At 65.6% G+C, this 18505-nt stretch carries 15 protein-coding genes; 12 read left to right on the forward strand and 3 right to left on the reverse strand.

Annotation, left to right across the window (positions count from 1 at the left end):
- Positions 1 to 32 precede the first annotated feature (32 nt).
- Positions 33 to 1358: an aminotransferase class III-fold pyridoxal phosphate-dependent enzyme gene (locus ABU113_RS01355; protein WP_454557666.1), complete on the reverse strand. Its 1326-nt coding sequence runs from the start codon at positions 1356 to 1358 to the stop codon at positions 33 to 35.
- A 290-nt stretch (positions 1359 to 1648) separates the two neighbouring features.
- Here ABU113_RS01355 and ABU113_RS01360 point away from each other — a divergent pair, with 290 nt between their 5' ends.
- From ABU113_RS01360 to ABU113_RS01405, 10 genes are all read left to right on the forward strand, one after another.
- A complete protein-coding gene (locus ABU113_RS01360) occupies positions 1649 to 3019 on the forward strand; it encodes a glutamine synthetase family protein (RefSeq protein ID WP_454557667.1) in 1371 nt (456 codons plus the stop codon).
- On the forward strand, positions 3016 to 4320 hold the full coding sequence (locus ABU113_RS01365) for an NAD(P)/FAD-dependent oxidoreductase (protein ID WP_454557668.1): 1305 nt from the start codon (positions 3016 to 3018) through the stop codon (positions 4318 to 4320). Before ABU113_RS01360 ends, ABU113_RS01365 begins: the two co-directional genes overlap by 4 nt.
- Entirely contained in the window at positions 4317 to 5693 is a 1377-nt protein-coding gene (locus ABU113_RS01370) for an aspartate aminotransferase family protein (RefSeq protein ID WP_454557669.1), read from the forward strand. Before ABU113_RS01365 ends, ABU113_RS01370 begins: the two co-directional genes overlap by 4 nt.
- Entirely contained in the window at positions 5686 to 7074 is a 1389-nt protein-coding gene (locus tag ABU113_RS01375; RefSeq protein WP_454557670.1) for a glutamine synthetase family protein, read from the forward strand. Before ABU113_RS01370 ends, ABU113_RS01375 begins: the two co-directional genes overlap by 8 nt.
- A 160-nt stretch (positions 7075 to 7234) precedes the next feature.
- Entirely contained in the window at positions 7235 to 8353 is a 1119-nt protein-coding gene (locus ABU113_RS01380; protein WP_454557671.1) for an ABC transporter substrate-binding protein, read from the forward strand.
- A 37-nt stretch (positions 8354 to 8390) separates the two neighbouring features.
- Positions 8391 to 9284, forward strand: coding sequence for an ABC transporter permease (locus ABU113_RS01385; RefSeq protein WP_454557672.1), 894 nt, complete (start codon positions 8391 to 8393; stop codon positions 9282 to 9284).
- A complete protein-coding gene (locus tag ABU113_RS01390; RefSeq protein ID WP_454557673.1) occupies positions 9281 to 10168 on the forward strand; it encodes an ABC transporter permease in 888 nt (295 codons plus the stop codon). Before ABU113_RS01385 ends, ABU113_RS01390 begins: the two co-directional genes overlap by 4 nt.
- A complete protein-coding gene (locus ABU113_RS01395) occupies positions 10165 to 11307 on the forward strand; it encodes an ABC transporter ATP-binding protein (RefSeq protein ID WP_454557674.1) in 1143 nt (380 codons plus the stop codon). Before ABU113_RS01390 ends, ABU113_RS01395 begins: the two co-directional genes overlap by 4 nt.
- 58 nt (positions 11308 to 11365) lie before the next feature.
- Positions 11366 to 12118, forward strand: a complete 753-nt coding sequence (locus ABU113_RS01400) for a gamma-glutamyl-gamma-aminobutyrate hydrolase family protein (RefSeq protein ID WP_454557675.1) — start codon at positions 11366 to 11368, stop codon at positions 12116 to 12118.
- A 162-nt stretch (positions 12119 to 12280) separates the two neighbouring features.
- The gene (locus tag ABU113_RS01405; RefSeq protein ID WP_454557676.1) at positions 12281 to 13663 is read left to right on the forward strand and encodes an aspartate aminotransferase family protein; all 1383 of its coding nucleotides are present in this window, start codon (positions 12281 to 12283) and stop codon (positions 13661 to 13663) included.
- Positions 13664 to 13758: 95 nt separating this feature from the next.
- Here ABU113_RS01405 and ABU113_RS01410 read toward each other — a convergent pair whose 3' ends face one another.
- Positions 13759 to 15069 carry a UDP-glucose dehydrogenase family protein gene (locus ABU113_RS01410; RefSeq protein WP_454557677.1) on the reverse strand — a complete coding sequence of 437 codons (1311 nt, stop codon included), beginning with the start codon at positions 15067 to 15069 and terminating at the stop codon, positions 13759 to 13761.
- A gap of 96 nt (positions 15070 to 15165) precedes the next feature.
- On the reverse strand, positions 15166 to 16488 hold the full coding sequence (locus ABU113_RS01415; RefSeq protein ID WP_454557678.1) for a protoglobin domain-containing protein: 1323 nt from the start codon (positions 16486 to 16488) through the stop codon (positions 15166 to 15168).
- A gap of 223 nt (positions 16489 to 16711) precedes the next feature.
- On the opposite strand from ABU113_RS01415, the gene fdhD reads away from it, so the two are divergent.
- Together fdhD and exbB are read left to right on the forward strand one after the other, a co-directional pair.
- Positions 16712 to 17464, forward strand: a complete 753-nt coding sequence (fdhD, locus tag ABU113_RS01420; RefSeq protein ID WP_454557679.1) for a formate dehydrogenase accessory sulfurtransferase FdhD — start codon at positions 16712 to 16714, stop codon at positions 17462 to 17464.
- Between the two features lie 264 nt (positions 17465 to 17728).
- Positions 17729 to 18505 carry a tonB-system energizer ExbB gene (gene exbB / locus ABU113_RS01425; protein ID WP_454557680.1) on the forward strand — a complete coding sequence of 259 codons (777 nt, stop codon included), beginning with the start codon at positions 17729 to 17731 and terminating at the stop codon, positions 18503 to 18505.

The raw sequence follows: 18505 nt of genomic DNA on the forward strand, positions 1-18505 counted from the left end.
CGTGTGCCCCTTCCGCGCCTGAGCCTGGCCCGTCAGTCCAGCGCGGTCAGCACGTCGCGGATGGTCTGCATCAGCTGGTCGATGTGGTTGGGCTCTATGATCAGCGGTGGCGACAGCGCGATGATGTCGCCGGTGACGCGCACCATCACGCCGGCATCGAAGCAGGCGCGGAAGGCCTCATAGGCCCGCTCGCCCGGCGCGCCGGGGCGGGAGTCCAGCTCGATGGCGCCGATCAGACCGATGTTGCGGATGTCGATGACGTGACGGGTGCCTTTCAGCGCATGCAGGGCATCCTCCCACAGCGGCGCCGTCTGGGCCGCCCGCTCGAACAGCCCGTCCTCGGCGTAGGTGTCCAGCGTAGCGAGGCCGGCGGCGCAGGCCAGCGGGTGGCCGGAGTAGGTGTAGCCGTGGAACAGCTCGATCGGCGCGTCGGCCTGCTCCATGCAGGTGTCGTAGATGCGCTTGGAGACCGCGACCGCGCCCATTGGCACGGCGGCGTTGGTCAGCCCCTTGGCCATGGTGACGATGTCTGGCTGGACGCCGAAATAGTCGACGCCGAACGGCGTGCCGAGGCGGCCGAAGCCGGTGATGACCTCGTCGAAGATCAGCAGGATGTCGTATTTGTCGCAGATCGCCCGCAACCGCTCCAGATAGCCGCGCGGCGGAATCAGCACGCCGGTGGAGCCGGCCACCGGCTCGACGATGACCGCCGCGATGTTGGAGGCGTCATGCAGCTGCACGATCTTCTCCAGCGCGTCGGCCAGTTCCGCGCCATGGGCCGGCACGCCGCGCGACCACGCGTTGCGGGCGAGGTCGTGGGTGTGCGGCAGATGGTCGACGCCGGTCAGCAACCCGCCGAAGTACATGCGGTTCTTGGCGATGCCGCCCACCGAGATGCCGCCGAAGCCGACACCATGATAGCCGCGCTCGCGGCCGATCAGCCGGGTCTTGGTGCCTTTGCCGCGGGTCCGCTGGTAGGCCAGCGCGATCTTCAGCGCGGTATCCACCGACTCGGAGCCGGAGTTGGTGAAGAAGATGTGGTCGAGGTCGCCGGTGAACATGGCGGCCAGCCGGCCGGCCAGCTGGAAGGCCAGCGGGTGGCCGAGGTTGAAGCTGGTGGCATAGTCCATCACCGCCGCCTGGGCCTGGATCGCCTCGACGATCCGCCGCTGGCCGTGGCCGGCGTTGCAGCACCACAGCCCGGCGGTGCCGTCGAGTACCTGGCGGCCTTCCGGGGTGTAGTAGAACATGCCCTCGGCGCGAGCGACCATGCGCGGGTCCGCCTTGAAGCGGCGGTTCATGGTGAAGGGCATCCAGTAGGGTTCGAGGGCGTTGGGGCCGGACAGCGCGGTGTCCATGACTGACTCCTGATGATGTGGTGGGTACAGGCTGGGACATCCCCCCGGGGCTTGTCCAGTCCCCGCGTGGTGGCGGGGCTGCGAGCATGGTCCACGTTGACAAGACGGGGGGGAGTGTGCGTCACTGCCGCCATGGGGACATCTGACACAGCATTGGCCTGGCGCGCGGCGAATGGGCGACGTGCGCCGGCGTGGATCGTCGACGATTAGGGGGGTGCCGCTGGCGCGCATGCAGCGCCACCATGCCTTCTTCGCAGATTTGCGATCCACATTTGCCCGACAGGTGTCCTATGTATGCGCCACTCCCTGAAGCCGACTATCTTGCCATCCAGAGCTGGCTGACCGAGCGCGGCATCCAGGAAGTCGAATGCATGGTGCCGGACATGAACGGTGTCATCCGCGGCAAGGTGCTGCCGGCGCAGAAGTTTCTCAAGAGCATCAAGTCGGGCTCGCTGCGCATCGCCTCCTCGATCCTGGTGGTGACGGTGACGGGTGATTACCCCGAAGATACCAGCGTCGCGCCTTACAGCGATCCCGACGTGGTGCTGGTCCCGGATTGCCGGACTTTGCGGCTGATGCCGGGCTCCCGAATCCCGACCGCCATGGTCATCACCGACACCTACGACAACGACGGCGACCCGATCGGCATCTCGCCGCGCCAGGTGCTGAAGAAGGTGCTCAAGCTTTACGCCGACAAGGGCTGGAGGCCGATTGTCGCGCCCGAGCTGGAATTTTTCCTCACCAGTGTCAACACCGACCCGGACCTGCCGTTGCAGCCGCCGATCGGCCGCTCTGGGCGGGCCGAGACCGCTTCCGAGCCCTACGGCATGGAGGCGATCAACGAGTATGAGGATATCATCGAGCAGATCTACGACTATGCCGAGAAGGCCGGTCTCGACATTGACACGATGATCCACGAGGCCGGCGCGGCCCAGCTGGAGATCAACTTCAATCACGGCGACCCGCTGGAGCAGGCCGACCAGGCGCTGCTGTTCAAGCGGATCGTCCGCCAAGTGGCGTTGCAGCATAACGTTTATGCCACCTTCATGGCCAAGCCGATGGAAAACCAGCCCGGCTCGGCGATGCACATCCACCAGTCGGTGGTCAGCGTCGACAGCGGGCGCAATCTTTTCTCGACTCCCAACGGGCGGGATTCGGCGCTGTTCAAGAGCCATGTCGCCGGCTTGCAGCGGCTGCTGCCACAGGTGGCGCCGCTGTTCGCCCCCAACGTCAACAGCTTTCGACGGATGCGGCCGCAGTTCGACGCGCCGATCAACGTCCAATGGGGTGTCGACAACCGCAGCTGCGGCCTGCGGGTACCGATCTCAGATCCGCAGAACCGGCGGATCGAGAACCGGCTGCCGGGCGCCGATGCCAACCCCTACCTGTCCATCGCGGCCAGTCTGGTGTGCGGCTACATCGGCATGGTGGAACGGATGCAGCCACGCGCCCAGGTGGAAGGCAGCGCCTACCGCATGGCCCGCACCCTGCCGCGCAACCTTTATGAGGCGCTCGATCGCTTCAGTCACGCCAAGCTGGTGCGTAAATATCTGGGTGAAGATTTCTTCGAGGCGTTCTACGCCATCAAATATTCGGAATTGGATGCCTATCAGGCGGTCATCAGTTCCTGGGAACGCGAGCATTTGTTGTTGAAGGTATGAGTCCAAGTCCCGTCGCCATCATCACCCATCACGATTATCCGCTGTCCTATTACGCGGATACGGCCAACCCGCATGCCGTCAGACCGGCGCTGGAGGGCCAGAAGCAGGTGGACGTTTGCATCATCGGCGGCGGCTATACCGGCCTGTCGGCGGCGCTGCATTGTGCCGAGCGCGGCTTTTCAACAGCGCTGGTCGAGTCCAAGCGGATTGGCTGGGGGGCGTCCGGCCGTAATGGCGGCCAGGCCATCCCCGGCTGGCGCCACGGCGCGCGCGACATGGTCGACCAGTTCGGTGTCGAGCGTGCCAAGGCACTGTTCGGGCTGGCCATCGAGGCGCGCGATCACCTTTGGGATCGCATTGCCCGCCATGACATTCAGTGTGATGCCAAGCGGGGCCATTTTCTCGCCGCGGCCAAGAAAGCGGATCTCGACTGGCTGGCGGATGAGCAGGAATGCCTCGAATCCGTGATGGGCTATCGCTACACCAGTCTGCTCGACCGTGCGGGGGCTGCCGCGACAGTGGCCAGCGAGCGCTACCATGGCGGCCTGATCGACAAGAGCGGTGGCCATCTGCACCCGCTCAACCTGGCAATTGGGCTCGCCGACGCGGCGGAAGCCGCTGGCGCTGCCGTCCATGAGACGACCCGCATCCAGAAGTTCGAGCAGACGCGCGCGGGCATTGTCTGCGAGAGCAATCGGGGCCGGATCATCGCCAAATATGTGGTGGTCGCCTGCGACAGCTATGTCGAGGAACTTGACGCGGGGCTGGCCAAGCGCATCATGCCAGTCGCCAACTACAACATCGCCACCGAGCCGCTGGAAGAAGACCTGGCGCGGTCGCTGATCCCCGGTGACGTGGCGGTGTCCGACACCAGGTTCGTGGTCAATTATTTCCGGCTGTCACCTGACCGGCGGCTGCTGTTCGGGGGCGGCGAGAAGTACACGCCGACCCCGCCCGACAACACGGTGGATTTCGTGCGCCGGCACATGCTGAAGGTCTTCCCGCAACTGGCGGAGACCGAAGTCGACTATGCCTGGGGCGGGCCGGTTTCCATCACCACCAGCCGCTACCCCCACGTCGGCCGGCAGGGCAACATCTTCTTTGCCCACGGTTATTCAGGGCAGGGGGTGATCCTCGCCTCTTTCATGGGCAAGCTGATCGCCGAGGCGATGGCCGGCACCGCCGAGCGCTTCGATCTGGTGGCGAACCTGCCGACCAGGGCGTTTCCCGGTGGCCGGCTGCTGCGCTCGCCGCTCTATGTCGCGGCCATGCTGTGGTACGCGCTGCGGGATCGCCTGTGAGCCGTCTTGCCGGCATCGACCCCGCCCGCCTGGCGGCGGTGCTGGCGGACGAGCGGGACCGCTTTCTGCAGGATCATCCGAAAGCCGCCAGTCTGGCGACACAGTCGGCCGAGCACTGGCTGGGCGGCGTGCCGATGCACTGGATGAATGACTGGGCCTCGCCGGTGCCGCTCTATGCCCGCGATGCGGCAGGCGCGGTGATCCACGATGTCGACGGGCACCGCTACGACGACTTCTGCCTGGGCGATACGCCGTCGATGTACGGTCATGCCGTGCCGGCGATCACCGAGGCGCTGTCCGCCCAGCTGGCGCGCGGCAGCAGCTTCATGCTGCCCACCGAGGACGTGCCGGCGGTCGGTCGGCTGCTGGCGGCGCGCTTCGGCCTGCCGGTGTGGCAGATGGCGACCACCGCCAGCGATGCCAACCGGGCGGCGATCCGCTGGGCCCGGGCGCTGACCGGCCGCAGCCAGATTCTGGTGTTCGACGGCTGCTATCATGGCGCCGTCGATGACGCCTACGTGGTGCAGGGGCCGCAGGGCGCCCGGATGAAGCCGGGGCTGGTCGGCCAGGTCCATGACATGACGGCCACGACTCGGGTGGTCGCCTTTAACGACATCGCGGCGCTGGAGGCGGCTCTCGCCGATGGCGCGGTGGCCGCCGTGCTGGCCGAGCCGGCGATGACCAATTGCGGCATGATCCTGCCCGATGACGGCTTCCATGACGCGTTGCGTACCCTGACCCGGCGGTACGGCACCCTGCTCATCCTCGACGAGACCCACACCATTTCCACCGGCCCCGGCGGCTATACGGGCGCCTTCGGGCTGGCGCCCGACATGCTGACACTGGGCAAGCCGATCGCCGGCGGCATTCCCGCCGCAGTCTGGGGCATGACGGCGGACATCGCAGACCGCATCCGGGACTACCAGCGCACTGCCGAGACGGGCAGTTCGGGCATCGGCACCACCCTGTCCGGCAACGCGCTGGCGGTGGCCGGGATGCGCGCCATGCTGGAACAGGTGATGACGCCGGCGGCCTATGCCCATATGCGGGCGATGACCGTGCGGCTGGTCGACGCGCTGGAGGCGGTGATCACCCGCCACGGCCTGCCGTGGTCGACGGTCAATGTCGGCGCGCGGGTCGAGCTGGTGCTGGCCCGCCCGGCGCCGCGCGATGCCGCGGCCATGCGGGCAAGCCTGCACGGGCCGCTGCTCGACGTACTGCACCTGGGTTTGATCAATCGCGGCGTGCTCATCGCGCCGTTTCATATGATGATGCTGCTGTCGCCGGCGACTCTGCCGGCGCAGGTGGACCGGCTGGCGGCGGCCGTCGATGATATCGCCGCGCTCCTTCTTGCGAGTAACGACCATGACTGACACTGCCCTGATCGCCGACCCGGCCGAGTGCGAACGCTTCCTCGCCGACAACCCGCACATCCAGTTCATCGAGGTGTTCTTCACCAACATGTGCGGCGTGCCGCGGGGCAAGCGGCTGCGCCGTCACGAGATTCAGGCGGTCTATGATTATGGCCGCTTCCTGCCCGGCTCGATCTGCGTCGTCGACACCACCGGCCAGGACTGCGAGGAAACCGGCCTGGTGTGGGAGGATGGCGATGCCGACCGCCTGGCGAGGCCGGTACCCGGCACGCTGGTGCCGGCGCCCTGGCTGGGGGCCGATGTCGCTCAGGTCATGCTGTCGCTTTACGAGCTGGATGGCCGGCCCAATGACCTCGACCCGCGCCATGTGCTGCGTCGGGTGCTGGACCGCTTCGCCGCCGACGGGCTGACGCCGGTGGTGGCCTGCGAGCTGGAATATTATCTGGTCGACGCCGAGCGCACCGCCGACGGCGGCATCCAGCTGCCGCGCTCGCCGGTCAGTGGCGCCCGGCCGCACGGCCATCAGGTCTATGGCCTGCGCGAGCTGGAAGATGCCGCGGCCTTCCTGCGTGACCTTTACGCGGCCGCCGATGCCCAGGGCCTTCCGCTGGAAGGCGCGATTTCCGAATATGCGCCGGGCCAGCTGGAGCTGACGCTCAAGCACAAGCCGGACGCGCTGAGGGCCGCCGATGACGGCGTGATGTACAAGCGGGCCGCCAAGGGCGTCGCCAACCGCCATGGCTGTGAAGCCACCTTCATGGCCAAGCCGTTCGCCGACCACGCCGGCAGCGGTTTTCACATCCACGTCAGCGTCAACGACGCGCAGGGGCGCAACGTCATGGCCAGCGAGGACCCGGAAGGCTCGCCGGCGCTCAAGCAGGCGATCGCCGGCATGAAGGCGATGCTGGGCGAGGGGATGGCGATCTTCGCCCCCAACGCCAACAGTTTCCGGCGGTTCAAGGCCAATTCCTACGCGCCGGTGGCGCCGACCTGGGGGGTGAACAACCGCACCGTCTCGCTGCGGGTGCCGGCCGGCCCGCCCAGCACCCGCCACATCGAACATCGAGTCGCGGGTGCCGACGCCAACCCCTATCTGGCGCTTGCCTGCGTGCTGGCGGCGGTTCACCATGGCATCAGCAACCGTCTCGATCCCGGTCCGGCGGTGGTTGGCAATGGCTACGCCGTCGCCGAGACGTCGGGTGAGCGGCTGCCCAACAACTGGTTCGCGGCAGTTGACCTGTTCGAGCAATCGGCGCTGATGAAGGAGTATCTCGGCGAACGCTTCGTTCACATGTACAGTTGCGTCAAGCGCACTGAACAGGCCCGATTCTTCGAGGTGGTGACCGCGCTGGACTACGACTGGTATCTGCGCAACGCCTGAGGGCGTTGACGAGGGCGGCACAACGCCCCTGCGTCATTGGTCGAAACTGGGGAGGATTGGCACGCATTTCCTCAAATGCCCGGTTGACAACAGGGCGGGGAAGTCGGGCAGACTGTCGGCTAGGGCAAGCCGGTATCCGGCCAGAGAAAAGGGGTTACGCATGACCAGCTGGGATTTCTTCCGGAGCATGAATCGCCGTTCGCTGCTGTCGTCGATGGGCGTCGCGGCGGTCGGCCTGACCTTCACCGGCGCGCTTTCCGGTTGCGGCAAGAAGGAGGAGGGCGCCCCCGGCGCCGGTACCGGCGAGGAGGCGAAGCTCAACTTCTACAACTGGGACACCTATATCGGCGAGACGACGCTGGAGGACTTCAAGGCCGGCAGCGGCATCGACGTCAACATGAGCCTGTTCGCCACCAATGACGAACTGTTCGCCAAGCTGAAGGCCGGTAACCCTGGCTTCGACGTCATCGTGCCGTCCAACGAATTCGTCACCCGCATGGCCGAAGCGGACATGCTGATGGCGCTTGACCATGCGCAGATTCCCAACATCAAGAACGTCGATCCGGCGTTCATGGACCCGGATTTCGACAAGGGGCGCAAGTTCAGCATGCCCTACACCTGGCTGGTGCTGGGCATCGGCTACCGCAAGTCGGCGATGAAGGGCGGGGTGCCCGACAGCTGGAAGTGGCTGTTCGACTCCGACGCCTACAAGGGCAAGATCGCGCTCCTGTCGGAGTCGGCCGACCTGTTCCGGCTCGGCTTCAAGTATCTCGGCCATTCCCTCAATGGCGCGACGCCGGAGCTGATGAAGCAGGTGGAGGCCATGCTCATCAAGCAGAAGCCGTTTGTGAAGGCGTTCCACGAGGATAACGGCCAGGACATGCTGCTGTCCAAGGAAGTCGATATCGTGCTCGAATACAACGGCGACATCGCCCAGATCAAAACCGAGGACGACGATGTCGACTTCGTGGTGCCCAAGGAAGGCAGCCTGCTGAACTCCGACTGCCTGTGCATTCCCAAGGGAGCGCCGCATCCCAAGAACGCACACGCCTTCATCAACTATCTGCTGGATGCCGAAGCCGGCAAGAAGATCACCGAAACCATCTTGTACCCGACCCCCAATGCCGCCGCCAAGGCGCTGATGGGCGACGACTACAAGAACAACCCGATCATCTTCCCGCCTGAAGAGGTGATGGCCAAGTGCGAATACGGCATTTTCGAGGGCGCGGAAAAGGCGCAGGCCTATGAGGAGGCGATGACCCGCGTCCGCGCGGCGTGAAATAGCGGCGGTCAGGACCAGGGCGAGGGGCAGGGCCATGGAACAGAGCTGGAACCGGGCAAAGCAGGCTTTCGCGGCAATCGCGATCCCGCCGATGGCCTGGTTGGTGCTGTTCTTCCTTGCTCCCCTCGCACTGGTCTGGCTGTTCAGCTTCGGCCAGAACGACGGGCTGAAGGACATCGCCATCACCGGCACCTTCGCCAATTACGCCCGCGCGCTGGAGCCGCTGTACCTGCAGATTTTCGGCAAGTCGCTGTGGGTGGCGGCGCTCACCACGCTGTTCTGCCTGGTGCTGGGGTTCCCGGTGGCGCTGGCCATCACCTTCGCGCCGGAGAAATGGCGCGGCTGGCTGCTGCTGCTGATCATGCTGCCGTTCTGGACCAACCTGCTGGTGCGCACCTACGCCCTGATCGCGGTGTTGCGGACCAATGGCTATGTCAACGCCACCGTCGAGTGGTTCTGGCAGCTCGGCGGGCTCGATCAGCTCCTTGGCCCCTATCAGCCGATGGAGCTGCTCTACAATAATTTCGCCGTCATTTTCGGGCTGATCTATGTCCACCTGCCGTTCATGGTACTGCCGCTCTATGCCGCGCTCGACCGGCTGGACCGCTCGCTGATCGAGGCCAGTCTCGATCTTGGCGCCGGTCATCTCCAAACCATCCTCAAGGTGGTGGTGCCGCTGGCGATGCCGGGCATTGTCTCGGGCATCATCATCACCTTCATTCCGGCGCTTGGCGCCTATCTGACGCCCGACCTGCTGGGCGGGCCGGACAGCCAGATGATCGCCAACGTCATCGAACGCCAGTTCAAGCGCGCGAACGACTGGCCGTTCGGCGCCGCGCTGTCGTTTCTGCTGATGTATCTTACCTTCATCGCCATCGCCATTCAGGCGGTTGTCGCCCGGCACCGACGGGAGAATGCACGCTCATGAGCACGGCCGTTTCCGCCAAGCCCGCCAGGACACCGCCCGCGCCGCTGGAGTATCTGCGTCGCTGGCCGCTGCGCCTGTGGCTGCTGACGGTGTTCGTGTTTCTCTATGCGCCGCTGATCACGCTGATGGTGTTCAGCTTCAACGACAGCCGGCGCAACATCGTCTGGCAGGGATTCACCTTTAAATATTACGAAAAGGCACTGAACAACGACACGCTGCTCATCGCTTTCGCCAATTCCCTGACCATTGCCTTCATCGCGACACTGGTCAGCGTCGTCCTCGGCGCGCTGGCGGCGGTGATGCTGTGGCGCTTCCGGTTTCCGGGCAAGACGGCGGTGGAAGGCGCCATGGCGTTGCCGATCGTGGTGCCGGAAATCTGCATGGGCGTGGCGCTGCTGGCTTTCTTCGCCTGGTTCGGCAACAGCGTGTTCGGCACCCTCAACTGGTCGGGCGGCTGGATCTGGCCTTTCAACCTGACCCCGATCATCATTGCCCACGTCAGCTTCTGCTTCCCGTTCGTGGCGACGGTGGTGCGGGCGCGGCTGGCGTCGTTCAACCGCGAACTGGAGGAGGCAGCCAAGGATCTGGGCGCCGGCGAATGGCAGACCTTCCGCGACGTGCTGCTGCCGCACATGAAGCCGGGCCTGGTGTCCGGCGCGCTGCTGGCGTTCACGCTCAGCCTCGACGATTTCGTCATCACCTTCTTCACGTCCGGCCCCGACACCATCACCTTCCCGGTGAAGGTCTATTCGATGGTGCGCTTCTCGGTGACGCCCGAGGTCAATGCCGCCTCGACGCTGCTGATCGTGCTCACCATCCTGCTCACCTTCCTGGCCCTGCGTCTGCAAAGCCGCATGGGCGCCAAAACCATGGACCTCGCATGACCGAGACCACGCCCGCGACCGAGCCTCGCACCATCATCAGCTTCCGCAACGTCTCCAAGCGGTTTGGCCGGGTGACCGCGGTCGATGACGTCAACCTGGACATCCGGGAGGGTGAGTTCTTCGCGCTGCTGGGGCCGTCGGGCTGCGGCAAGACCACCTTGCTGCGGATGCTGGCGGGCTTCGAGGTGCCGACCGAAGGGCAGATCCTGATCGATGGCCACGATATGAGCCATGTGCCGCCCAACAAGCGGCCGATTAACATGGTGTTCCAGTCCTATGCCGTGTTTCCGCACATGACGGTCGCCGACAATGTGGGGTACGGCCTCAGGATCGACGGCGTACCCGCCGCCGAACGACGCGCCCGCGTCGAGGAGGCGCTGGCACTGGTCAAGCTGGAGGGCTTTGGCGAGCGGATGCCGGACCAGCTCTCCGGCGGCCAGCGGCAGCGGGTGGCGCTGGCCCGCGCGCTGGTCAAACGGCCGAAGGTGCTGCTGCTTGACGAGCCCTTGTCGGCGCTGGACGCCAAACTGCGCGAGGCGATGCGTTTCGAGCTGGCGCAATTGCAGGAGAAGGTGGGCATCACCTTCATCATGGTCACCCACGACCAGGACGAGGCGCTGGCGATGGCTTGCCGCTGCGCGGTGATGAACCGGGGCATGTTGCAGCAGGTGGCGACGCCGTCGGACCTTTACGAGTTCCCCAACTCCCGCTTCGTCGCCGGCTTCATCGGCTCGGTGAACATGTTCGAGGGGCGGCTGAGTGTCGACGAACCAGGCCACGCGGTGGTGACGGTGCCGGAGGTCAATTGCCCGATCTACCTCGATCACGGTGTCACCGGCGCGCTCGATTCCCAGGTGTGGGTAGCGATCCGGCCGGAAAAGATCGAGCTGGCCAAGCGCAACGGCGGACCAATGCCGAAGATGGAAGACGCGCCGGAAGGCGCCAACGTGACGCCAGGTGTGATCACCCATATCTCCTATCTCGGCAGTGAATCCGTCTATGAAGTGCGGCTGGAGAGTGGTCGCACGGTGCGTGTGATCCGGCCCAACCTCACCCGCTGGGACCAGGAGGACTTCGGCTGGGACGAGCCGGTGTGGCTGGCGTGGCATGCCTGCTCGCCGGCCGTACTGCTGTCCTGATCGCCGGCAAGTCGATCGTCTATGGCCTGAACACCGAGCACTGACTATCATCCCGCCCATGACCGCCCGTCCTGTCCTTGGCATCATCTGCTGCACCCGCGACGTCGGCGGCGTGCCCGCCCAGACCGTGCTCGATCGCTATGTGCGGGCGGCCCTTCGTTTCTCCGACGCCGCCGGTCTGCTGGTGCCTGCTTTGCCGGAGCTGATGCGCGCCGACGAGGTGGCGCCCCGGCTCGATGGCCTGCTGCTCACAGGCAGTCCCTCCAACGTTAGTCCCGCCCACTATGACCCGATGATCGAGGACGCCGACGGGCCGTTCGATCCCGGCCGCGATCGCATGGTGTTTGATCTGGTCGAGGCGATGACCCGGGCCGGCAAGCCGGTGTTCGGCATCTGTCGCGGTTTTCAGGAACTCAATGTCGCGTTCGGCGGCACCTTGCGGCGCGATATGTCGGCCCATCCCGACCTGCTGGCCCACCACGCGCCGGCGGATGTCGGCTATGACGCCATGTTCGCCCATGGTCACGACGTGACGTTGCGGGAGGGCGGGGCGCTCGCCCAAGCTCTGGGGCGAACTCAGGCAACGGTCAACAGCGTGCATTTCCAGGGTGTCGACCGGCTGGGTGATGGCCTGACCGTCGAGGCGCGGGCGCCCGACGGCGTGGTCGAGGCATTTTCCGGTACCCGGCACGGCGCCCCGGTGCTGGCGGTGCAGTGGCACCCGGAGTGGGATACCGATCAACACCCCGACTCCCAGGCCTTCTTTGGTCTGATGGGCAGGGTGTTGCGCGGCGGCCCGCTTGGCGTATGATGCGGCCATGATCTGGCGCATGAAGCCCTTTTCACGATGAGCGCCCGGCTCGGCTGAGCCGGGCTCCGCGGTGCGTTCTGGCCTGTTCGCGCCGCGCTCCCATGCCGCCTCAATGCCCTTTCGCGTCCTGCGGGGCGCTCCGTATCCGTCAGGAGTCTTTTCATGACCCGTCTTCGCAATTACGACGCCGCCGAACTGCGCCGGCTGGACCTTGAACATCATCTACCGGCCCAGGCCGACTACAAGCTGCTCCAGGAACTGGGTGGCAGCCGCATCATCACCCGCGCGGAAGGCTCGACCATCCATGACGCCGACGGTAACGCCTACCTCGACGGCATGGCCGGCCTGTGGTGCGTCAACGTCGGCTATGGCCGTGACGAACTGGCCAAGGCAGCCTACGACCAGATGCTGGAGCTGCCCTACTACAACACCTTCTTCAAGACCGCGACGCCGCCGGCCGTCCTGCTGGCGGCCAAGATCGCTGAAAAGCTGGGCGGCAACCTGTCCCATGTCTTTTTCAATTCATCGGGCTCGGAAGCCAACGACACGGTGTTCCGCATGGTCCGCCATTACTGGGCGCTGAAGGGCGAGCCGAAGCGGCAGATCTTCATCAGCCGCTGGAACGCCTATCACGGCTCCACCGTCGCCGGCGTCAGTCTCGGCGGCATGAAGGCGATGCACGCCCAGGGCGGCCTGCCGATCCCCGGTGTCGAGCATGTGATGCAGCCCTACCTGTTCGGCGAGGCCTTCGGCGAGGACCCCGAGAAATTCGCCGAGCGGGCGGCGGCCGCCATCGAGGAGCGCATTCTGGCGGTGGGGCCGGAGAATGTGGCGGCCTTCATCGGTGAACCGGTGCAGGGTGCTGGCGGCGTCATCATCCCGCCGCCGGGCTACTGGCCGCGGGTGGAAGCCATCTGCCGCAAGTACGGCATCCTGCTGGTCATCGACGAGGTGATCTGCGGCTTCGGCCGGCTTGGCCGCTGGTTCGGCCATCAGCATTTCGGCGTCAAGCCGGACCTGGTGCCAATGGCCAAGGGCCTGTCGTCGGGTTACCTGCCGATCTCGGCGGTGGGCGTCGCCGACCATATCGTCGCCCTGCTGAAGGAAAAGGGCGGCGATTTCGTGCATGGCTACACCTATTCCGGCCATCCGGCGGCGGCGGCAGTCGCACTGAAGAACATCGAGATCATGGAACGCGAGCATCTGGTGGAGCGGGTCGCCGAGGATGTTGGCCCCTATCTCGCCAAGGCGCTGGCGCGGCTGGCCGACCATCCGCTGGTCGGCGAGGTGCGCTCGCTGGGGCTGATCGGCGCGGTCGAGATCGTCGCCGAGAAGGGCACCAACAAGCGCTTCGGCGGCGCGGAAGGCACGGCCGGCCCGATGGTGCGTGACCTGTGCATCGCCAACGGCCTGATGGTGCGCGGCATCCGCGACACCATTGTCATGTGCCCGCCGCTGATCATCACCCACGCCGAGATCGACCGGCTGGTCGACATCATTGGCAAGTCGCTCGATCAGGCCACGCCCAAGCTGCGCGCGCTCTGACATCCACCGGTGCACCGCCCGCCGTCGGCGCAGCGACGGCGGTGTCGGTGTGGCAACGGCAGCGGGACAACTGAACTCTGCCCGGCAGTCAAGCCTCAGGCGTGCGGCCGGCCAATCGAGACGTAGGTAAACCCGGCTTCAGCCATGTCTTCCGGGCGGTATATGTTGCGCAGGTCGACGAACACTGGTGCTGCCAGCAGTCGCTTGACGTGCGTGAGGTCGAGCGCCCGGAACTCGTTCCACTCGGTGATGATGACCAGTGCGGCGGCGCCCTTCATGGCCTCATAGGGATCCTGCGCGAAGTCAACGTCAGGCAGCAGCGGCCGGGCGTGGTCCATGCCGATTGGGTCGTAGGCGCGCACGCTGGCGCCGGCGGCCTGCAGGGCGGGGATGATGTCAAGCGACGGGGCGTCACGCATGTCGTCGGTGTTCGGCTTGAAGGTGAGCCCGAGCACGGCGATCGCCTTGCCGGCCACCGAACCGCCGCAGGCCTCGATGACCCGCTGGGCCATCTGCTTCTTGCGGGCGGCGTTGATCGCGACCGTGGCCTCGATCAGCTTGAGCGGGCTGCCGGCGTCCTCCGAGGTCTTGAGCAGCGCCAGCGTGTCCTTGGGAAAGCAGCTGCCGCCATAGCCGGGGCCGGGGTGGAGGAACTTGTCGCCGATGCGCTTGTCGAGGCCGATGCCGCGGGCGACGTCCTGCACATTGGCGCCGACCTTGTCGCACAGGTCGGCGACTTCGTTGATGAAGCTGATCTTCATCGCCAGGAAGCCGTTGGCGGCATACTTGATCAGCTCCGCCGATTCACTTGAGGTGAACAGGATCGGCGTGTCACGCAGGAACAGCGGTCGATAGACCTCGCGCATCACCTTGCGGGCGTTATCGCCGACGGCGCCGACCACCACCCGGTCGGGGTGGGTGAAATCCTGGATCGCCGAGCCTTCGCGCAGGAACTCGGGGTTGCTGGCGACCTCCAGCCGTTTGCCGGGCGCCACTTCGGCGATCAGCGCGCGCAGCTGGGCCGCTGTGCCCACCGGCACGGTCGACTTGGTGACAATAACGCAACCATCGGGCGCGGCGGCAGCGACCTCACGGGCGGCGGCGTAAACATAGGTGAGATCGGCATGGCCATCGCCACGCCGCGATGGCGTGCCGACGGCGATGAACACGGCCTCGGCGGTGCTCACCGCCTCGGCGAGCGCCGTGGTAAAGGCCAGGCGGCCAGCCCGGATGTTGCGGGCCAGCATGTCGTCAAGACCGGGTTCATATATCGTCGAGGCGCCGGTCTTGAGCTTGGCGACGATCTCGGGATTGGCGTCGACGCAGGTGACGCTGTGGCCAAACTCGGCAAGGCAGGTGCCCGAAACCAGGCCAACATAGCCGGTGCCAACGACTGCAATGCGCATGATCTGTGCCTCGGTAAGTGACTGATGCCGAGGCTGTGTTCCAGCAATGTGACCTCAGTGTGACTGTTTGCTGATTGTTGAAGTTCCTGTGAAATATCAGCGCCTCAGGCTTACCAGCAGGTCCCGGACCCTGGATTCCAGCACATCCACGCCGTCCTTTACACCAGCGACATTGCCGACCATGTTCTCGGCTTGGCAACCTGAGCGCCGGGTATCGCCGGCCACCTTGCTCATACCGTCCGCGGCCCGCTGCGCGGTTTGCGCGGCTTTCTGGATGTTGCGGCTGATCTCGACACCGGCGTGGTTCTGCTCCTCGACCGCCGCGGCGACCGTCGATGTCACCGTGTTGTTGCGCTCGATGGTATCGGCAATGGCGGCGACGGCCTGTGCAGCCCGCTCGGCGATCGACTGGATCGAGCCCACCTGCTCATGCACGCTCTTGGTCGCCTGGGCGGTCTGGGTCGCCAGCGTCTTGACCTCGGAGGCGACGACGGCGAAGCCGCGACCGGCCTCGCCGGCGCGTGCCGCCTCGATGGTGGCGTTGAGCGCCAGCAGATTGGTCTGGCTGGCGATCTGGGAGATCAACTGAACGACTTCGCCAATCTGGCTGGCGGCCTGGCCCAGCTGCGCGACAGTGTGCGTGATCGCGTCGATCTCCGCCGACACCTTCCCGGAGACGCCGCGCGCCTCGTGAACCTGGCGGGCGATTTCGTGAACCGATGCCGTCATTTCCTCGATGGCGACCGCACAGCCCTGAACATAGGAGGAGGCCTCGGTCACGGCGTCGACCATCGACAACGAGGCACTGGAGGCTTCGGCGAGATCGCCTGCCATGGCATGGGCGGATTGCCGCATGGTCTCCCCCTGCGCGCTGACCAGAGACACTGCCCCCTGCACCTCCTGCTCGATCCGGTCGGCGACGGCCTGAAGTTCACGATCGAGTTTGGCCTGACCGGCCTCGATGTACACCGACACCGCCAGCTCCATGTCCAGCAGCGTTGCCTTCTGCACGGCCTTGAGTGTCGCCAGCACGTCGGGCTGGTGCGCCAGCGCTTCACCAGCGATGATGTCGGTCAGGCCATCCAGGGCCCGGGCGTAGGCGCCAATGTACCATTTCGGCTCCAGGCCGATGCGTTCGTGCGCGTTCCCGATAGCGGTTGCACGGTTGTGATACTCGTCGTCGAAACGACCTTCCAGCAAGGTCAGCCAGTGGGCGTGCTGGGCTTTCTGCAGTCCATCAACCCGCCCGTGCAGCATCGGCGCCAGGGCGGGTTCCGCCAGCATGTGCACATAAAGGGACTGGAGGAGCGGGGCGATACGGTTGTCGATGCGCTCGCGGGCCGCGCGCAGCAGCTGACAGTCCGATTCACTTATGCCAAAAAAACGCACCCGATCAACGATGCCCCGGTTGGTCGACATAATGGCAAGACTCCTTGCGATGGTCCCCCAACCGTGCGCCATAGTGTACGACAACGATTAACAAGCCTCTAAGGTGCTGGAGTTTTGGCGCAAACAGGAGTGTGGCATGGCCGCTCACGGGCGAACGTTCGAGTGCACCGAAATGGGGCAGGGCAGTACCGCCGTCGAAGTGCTGGAGCTGTTTTCTGATACCGCGAGGGCGTCGGATCGCCAGGTTCGCCGAATGATCGCGGAAGTCCCGGTGTCGCTGACCTACAACGGCGTCGCTCATGTGGTGATGATGGCAACCCCGCTGGATGTCGAGGATTTTGCCGTCGGATTCACGCTGACGGATGGCCTGGCGGATACGTTCGACGACATCGCGGACGTCGAGGTGCGCGAGGTGTCCCCCGGATTGCTGGTGCGGATCGACCTGCCGGCCCGGCTGGCGGGACGTTTGAACGAGCGGCGGCGTGGCATGGTGGGCCAGACCGGTTGCGGCCTTTGCGGCGTGATCGAGCTTGAGCAGGCAGTGCCTGCGGCGCGCAAGGTCCCGTCACCGGGTCCGGTGATGCCGGACGTGATTTTCCGGGCGCTGACGGCACTGCGCGACCGCCAGTCGCTCAATCAGGCCACGGGCGCCGCCCATGCCGCCACCTTTGTTGGCTGGCAAGGCGATCTGCGCCTGGTGCGCGAGGATGTTGGTCGCCACAACGCCTTCGACAAACTGATCGGCGCGCTCGCCAGCGCCCGCATTGACCGCGCATCCGGCTTTGCATTGCTGACCGCCCGTTGCAGTTATGAACTGGTTGCCAAGGCCATGATGGCCGGCATTCCGATGCTCGTAACCCTGTCGGCGCCAACCGACCTCGCGGTGCGGCTGGCGCGAGACGCCGGCTTGACCCTGCTGTGTCTGGCCCGGGAGGACTCGGTGATCGTCTGCCATGATCCGGCAGGCCTGTTCGCTCGGCAGACCGGTGGCGGACGGCAGGACTGAACACCACAAGCGCCCCGACAGCCGCCGACAACTGAGCATGGCCCGACATCGGGCGGCATGTGGTCGCACAATAGCGCCCGGCATGGCACCCAGGCGTGCCCAGGCCTGTGATCAGGCTGCGCCGTGCCGGAACTCTATTTCGGACCTGCCCGGTCACATCTGGTTCATAAAAATCAGTTGCAACAAGACACACCCTATGCCAATGCGACGCGGCGAATAGTATTGCGAATAATTCGCATTTCACCGTGCGTAGAGGAGGTCAGAGTGGCGGCAGTGTTGGGGCGGTTGTCCGGCGGCTGGGGTGTACTGGTGCTTGGCGTGCTGATCCCCGCGGGCGCCATGGCGAGTCCGGTGGGGCAGAATGTGCACGCCAGCCTGTCGGTAGGCGGCATGTTCATGCAGGCCGACTGGGTGGTGAAGCTGGTCATGATCGGCCTTCTGCTGGCCTCGGTGGCCACCTGGACGGTCTTCATCGCCAAGGCCATGGAACTGCGCAAGGCGACGGCCATTCAGCGCGCGGCGCATGACAGCGTGGTCACGCTGCGATCGCTCGCGCAGGCCAGCGGCATTCCGGCACTGGCCGGCTCGCCGCTGATCCGCGAGGCGCTCACGGAGCTGGAGCTTTCCGCCGACGCGCTGTCCGATGCCGAGGGCGTGAAAGAGCGGGTGGTATCCCGCTTCGAGCGCTACGAGGCGGCCAGCGCCCGCCTGATGACCCGCGGCATCAATATCCTCGCCACCATCGGTGCCACCGCGCCTTTCGTCGGCCTGTTCGGGACCGTGTGGGGCATCATGAACAGCTTCATCGGCATTGCCGAGAAGCAGACCACCAACCTTGCCGTGGTGGCGCCGGGCATCGCGGAAGCCCTGCTGGCGACGGCGCTGGGGCTAGTGGCCGCCATTCCGGCGGTGGTCATCTACAACCATTTCAGCCGTCGCATCGCGGCGCACCGCGCCCTGGTCTCCGACACGGCGGCCGCCATCCTCAGGCTTGTCTCGCGCGACCTCAGTCGCGGAACCGTGGTCATCGGGCAGGGGTAA

It is taken from the genome of Parapedomonas caeni (assembly GCF_041060555.1).
Taxonomy (GTDB): domain Bacteria; phylum Pseudomonadota; class Alphaproteobacteria; order Sphingomonadales; family Sphingomonadaceae; genus CAUJIW01.

What these genes read in the sequence shown, in the direction of transcription:
- ABU113_RS01355 (WP_454557666.1), bottom strand. Translation starts at nt 1,358, where the DNA reads ATGGACACCGCGCTGTCCGGCCCCAACGCCCTCGAACCCTACTGGATG.
- ABU113_RS01360 (WP_454557667.1), top strand. Translation starts at nt 1,649, where the DNA reads ATGTATGCGCCACTCCCTGAAGCCGACTATCTTGCCATCCAGAGCTGG.
- ABU113_RS01365 (WP_454557668.1), top strand. Translation starts at nt 3,016, where the DNA reads ATGAGTCCAAGTCCCGTCGCCATCATCACCCATCACGATTATCCGCTG.
- ABU113_RS01375 (WP_454557670.1), top strand. Translation starts at nt 5,686, where the DNA reads ATGACTGACACTGCCCTGATCGCCGACCCGGCCGAGTGCGAACGCTTC.
- ABU113_RS01380 (WP_454557671.1), top strand. Translation starts at nt 7,235, where the DNA reads ATGACCAGCTGGGATTTCTTCCGGAGCATGAATCGCCGTTCGCTGCTG.
- ABU113_RS01385 (WP_454557672.1), top strand. Translation starts at nt 8,391, where the DNA reads ATGGAACAGAGCTGGAACCGGGCAAAGCAGGCTTTCGCGGCAATCGCG.
- ABU113_RS01390 (WP_454557673.1), top strand. Translation starts at nt 9,281, where the DNA reads ATGAGCACGGCCGTTTCCGCCAAGCCCGCCAGGACACCGCCCGCGCCG.
- ABU113_RS01395 (WP_454557674.1), top strand. Translation starts at nt 10,165, where the DNA reads ATGACCGAGACCACGCCCGCGACCGAGCCTCGCACCATCATCAGCTTC.
- ABU113_RS01400 (WP_454557675.1), top strand. Translation starts at nt 11,366, where the DNA reads ATGACCGCCCGTCCTGTCCTTGGCATCATCTGCTGCACCCGCGACGTC.
- ABU113_RS01405 (WP_454557676.1), top strand. Translation starts at nt 12,281, where the DNA reads ATGACCCGTCTTCGCAATTACGACGCCGCCGAACTGCGCCGGCTGGAC.
- ABU113_RS01410 (WP_454557677.1), bottom strand. Translation starts at nt 15,069, where the DNA reads ATGCGCATTGCAGTCGTTGGCACCGGCTATGTTGGCCTGGTTTCGGGC.
- ABU113_RS01415 (WP_454557678.1), bottom strand. Translation starts at nt 16,488, where the DNA reads ATGTCGACCAACCGGGGCATCGTTGATCGGGTGCGTTTTTTTGGCATA.
- fdhD (WP_454557679.1), top strand. Translation starts at nt 16,712, where the DNA reads ATGATCGCGGAAGTCCCGGTGTCGCTGACCTACAACGGCGTCGCTCAT.